Genomic DNA, 4,100 nt, shown 5'->3' with positions numbered 1-4,100 from the left:
TCTGAAGGGTTTGGGAAAAGACACCACCGAGTTCTGGTTTAATCTCTTTCCAAGTTGGAAGAAGGTTGTGAGTCTCGTATTTTGAGATGGATTTGCCTTCTTTCTCCCAGGCATTCTTTCGATAGGCTAATGTTTGATTGTATGTCCATCGGCATAGATCTAGGGTCTGCTCCATCTTCGTCCTTTGGGACTTTGTTGGATAGATCCTAAACTTGTATGCCTTGAGCATAGATATCTGTTATGCATTTTGTTATATTTATAGTTTCTGCATAATAGTGGGGCACGATTCGTCCCCTCCCCTGAAGGAGAGGGGTCTTCTCTGCCCCTACACCCCGACGTTATAACCGAAGAGGATGAGCCGGATGTGATCAAGAGCGAGGCATTCATCATGGGCGATCACAATTCCGCCGTGGGATCCATATTGCAGCATCCGTCTTCCCAGGATGATGATACCACACTGGATGCGGATGAGACACAATCTGTGCTGTATGGGTGAATCCTCAAATTCAAGAGCAGTCCTGGCCGATCCGTCCAACAGGCTGGTGTATCTGCCATAATATTATACATCCAGCGCAAGCTGTGCCAGGACCGGCAGGCAATTATGGGCTCTTCGCTGAAATATGTGGGTGAGTTAAGGCAGGGAATATGGTCTTTTGTTCCTCTGCGCCTCTGTGGTTGGGTCAGAGCATCGCGGTTCACCACAGAGGCGAAAAGATACAGGGAATTTCCGATTCAAGTTCACCCATTCCAAATAGCGAGGAGCCCTCAGGCCAGCGGCTTTCATCAAGTCCAGTCGGCCTGCCAGCCGATGGCGTTGAAGGCCCCAGGATAATCGGACGCGAGCTTGATCTCGCCAGATGGATCTCCTGAGCAATAGGCCATTTGCACACTCGATGTCGGTTGTGGCTGAGGAGAGGCTGCGCATATTTTCTGGCAATTTACCTTTTTGTCCAATAATCCATTTTCCTTTTTTGGTTAATTTATCATTTAATAATATGCCAATTTTTTCATTATTTGGGAGGATAATTTTGCTTTGAAGGCATTTTTGATCTATATTTTTCACTATTTGACCGCAGCATTTATAGTGCAAGATGTGCCAGGGCAAGATGAGGAACAGAAAGGAGGTGATGATGCATGGATATTATGTCCCAAATATATGCGATAATTCTCTTTGGAGCAATGGTGGTTTTATTGCCCTGGGGATTGAATAAATGGTCTGACACCCGCGCCGGCGTAAGATAAGGATTTGAATCCATCCGGTGAAGCCGGCAAGATGACGCTGACCACGACATATCGGTGTGCTGTGCTTTGTCCTCAAGATGGGCAAAGGCCCTTTTCAGCGGCAGTGAGGGGCGCCGGTGCAGGAGGATTTGGGATCGACCTGCAACCGGTGCCTGGCCGGAGAGGGAGCTACCGGAAAATGATGAGCCTTCTTCGATCATCCTCCTAGGTCCGCTTGAACGCCTCCTTAGCCATCGCAACTCTCATCTCCAGATCAGGTCCTTCGAGCTCGTCTACAACGGATTCGAGAAGCTTCGGGATCTCAAGGTGCTGAGGACATTTTTCAAGGCATTTTCCACATTGCACGCACTGTGATGCGAACGCGATCTCTCCTGTGGATAGGACGCCACCCAAGGAGGCAGCATAAAGGAACTTTGCCTCATTCGCATTGCCGGACATATGAAGGTTGTTGTACAATTCGAAACATAAGGGGATATTCACCCCCTCCGGACAGGGCATACAGTATCTGCAGCCCGTACAGCCTGCTTTCATCAGCTCACGGTACTTCCGCTCCGCTCTTTTTGCCAGCTGCAATTCAGCTTCCGTCAGGGAATTCGGCTGTGCACTGTCTGCCACCGCAAGATTCTCTTCAATATGTTTCTCATCATTCATCCCGGAGAGGGCAACGGTGACCTCTGGACGGTTCCATACCCAGCGAAGAGCCCATTCTGCAGCTGTCCTTTTCGTTGGGGCCTCGTCCCAGATCTCTTTCACCGCGGGAGGCGTATGGCTTGCGAGCATCCCTCCACGGAGGGGCTCCATAATGATTACACCAAGGCCTTTTAAGCTTGCATATTCCAAACCCTCGGTGCCTGCCTGGTTCTTTTCGTCCAGGAAGTTATATTGTATCTGACAAAAGTCCCAATCGTAAGCATCCACTATCCTCTTGAAATCCTCTCCCGCGCCATGAAAAGAAAAACCTGCGTTAATTATGCGGCCATCGGCTTTTGCTTCGTCGAGGAAGTCAGCTATGCCTAGCCTTTCAAGATGATCCCACAGGTCACCAACCAGAGCGTGGATGAGGTAATAGTCAATGTGATCGGTATTGAGCTTCTCCAGCTGCGAGTTTAGGAAAAAGTCCATATCCTCCCGGCCTTTTACCATCCAGCTTGGAAGCTTTGTTGCGAGCTTGACCTTCCCGCAGTATCCGTTGGCAAGAGCGCGACCTAAAAAGGGCTCGCTCTGTTCCATATGATAAGGCCAGGCCGTATCTACATAGTTTACTCCGCAATCGATTGCATAGCGCAACTGATTGGTGGCTCTTTCTTCATCTATAGAACCGTCCTCTTTTAATGGGAGGCGCATGCATCCGAATCCAAGTATGGAAAGCTCGTCTCCATTTTTAGGATTATTCCTATACAGCATTTTTCCATTCACCTGTATCTTTATGATATACCCGAAGCACGTCAGGTATAAATTGGTAATACAGACAGATATGTTACACACGAACAGGATTGATACCGATGAACTCTATCCCCAAGGAAAACAAGTACGATTGGCCAATGGATGCAACCCTGGATGTGATCGGAGGGAAATGGAAACCGTTGATCATATATGAGCTGAACGATGAGACGCTGCGTTTTAGCCAGTTACTGGACCGGCTACAGCCCAGAATATCCCAGAGGATGCTTACAAAACAGCTTCGCCAGCTTGAGGAAGATGGGCTTATCTCCAGGAAGGTTTACACCCAGGTCCCGCCGAAGGTAGAGTATTCTCTCACAGAAATGGGCAAATCCCTGATGCCGATCCTCTACCAGCTTTGTGTGTGGGGATCTGAACACATGAGAGACCGCATTAAGTACCAATGTGAAGAATAAACGACATTTAATACTCTATGATTATAAAAGTGATTATATTTTCATAAATTAATTAGCAATCATATTTTAATTTTGCAAAAGGATGGTAATTATAGACCCAGAATATCTCCCAGATACACCTCCCACATGCATCGTGAGACACTGGCCATGGCTGCTCCGCCACATGAACTTATGCCGCGCTTTGTGCATGGCGAGAACTTCGGAATGATCCGGGCTGAATGATTTTATCGGCTTCTTTTGGCCCACGAGTCTTGTTGGCGATAATGTGCTTGTCCCGAGCGCAAAACGCTGCAGATCTATATGGTCAACGTAGTATCAGGAATAGTTATTAAGGAACAGGCTTAATAGTGTAGAAAACGCAGGTGGGATGGGATAATTGAAGTCAGATTCAATTCCGATAGGCGGAGAGAAAGCTATTATGCCTGAGAGAATTCCCCCCGCTTTAAGCAAGCCCCTGGCCAGGTATCTGGAGCTGGAGTTATTGCTCCATATTTTTTTTGAGAGTACTGGCTACTGTAAAGAGAATTATGGCAGAACATGTAATGGTTGCTGCAATGAAAATATCGTTGAATATCGAAAAATCATCGCCGGTTGCAGCGAACTGGATGAAGAGCGAATAAGGATTTATGGCGTTGGCGACTTAACAAAATCTTGCCCCTATTCCAGCGAGAAAGGCTGCATCCTTAAAACGCATAAGACGCCAAAATGCATAGCTTACATCTGCCCCCAATTCACAAGAGCACTGCGTGAGCAAGGCATAGATTATGATTGGCTTGAGACTCATACACTGCTCATCAGCATTCTCAATGAAGCCAAATTCGACTGGTGGAGCGGTTCCAAAATTGAATCTTATCGCATCAATGATGAAGAATTCTCAGAGATTAAAAGACAACTTAGAGAATCGTTAAAGATATAGCTGCAGAAGTCTGCCAAATGGTTTGACATATCAAAAGAGAAAAATACGCCTCTTTATGGATTGGTAGTGATTAGGTGCGGGGAATG

Annotated in this window: 5 protein-coding genes; 2 read left to right on the top strand and 3 right to left on the bottom strand. The window is 47.0% G+C overall.

Translation table 11 applies throughout. The features are described 5' to 3' along the window. The 3 genes from BP727_RS10690 to BP727_RS10680 form a co-directional block, all read right to left on the bottom strand. The coding region (locus tag BP727_RS10690; RefSeq protein ID WP_286858767.1) for a helix-turn-helix domain-containing protein at positions 1-229 on the bottom strand (229 nt) is incomplete at its 3' end. Positions 230-325: 96 nt separating this feature from the next. Next, the gene (locus BP727_RS10685) at positions 326-535 is read right to left on the bottom strand and encodes a hypothetical protein (RefSeq protein ID WP_157863683.1); all 210 of its coding nucleotides are present in this window, start codon (positions 533-535) and stop codon (positions 326-328) included. 911 nt (positions 536-1,446) lie between these two features. Next, positions 1,447-2,646 carry an aldo/keto reductase gene (locus tag BP727_RS10680; RefSeq protein ID WP_286858765.1) on the bottom strand — a complete coding sequence of 400 codons (1,200 nt, stop codon included), beginning with the start codon at positions 2,644-2,646 and terminating at the stop codon, positions 1,447-1,449. Between the two features lie 98 nt (positions 2,647-2,744). On the opposite strand from BP727_RS10680, the gene BP727_RS10675 reads away from it, so the two are divergent. Next, a complete protein-coding gene (locus tag BP727_RS10675) occupies positions 2,745-3,098 on the top strand; it encodes a winged helix-turn-helix transcriptional regulator (protein ID WP_276836166.1) in 354 nt (117 codons plus the stop codon). Between the two features lie 376 nt (positions 3,099-3,474). Next, a complete protein-coding gene (locus BP727_RS10670; RefSeq protein ID WP_286858762.1) occupies positions 3,475-4,014 on the top strand; it encodes a hypothetical protein in 540 nt (179 codons plus the stop codon). Positions 4,015-4,100 lie beyond the last annotated feature (86 nt).

Origin of the sequence: Methanosaeta sp. UBA356, from assembly GCF_002496465.1 — an archaeon.
Taxonomy (GTDB): Archaea; Halobacteriota; Methanosarcinia; order Methanotrichales; family Methanotrichaceae; genus Methanothrix; species Methanothrix soehngenii.
This window is presented reverse-complemented; position numbering and strand designations above follow the sequence as displayed.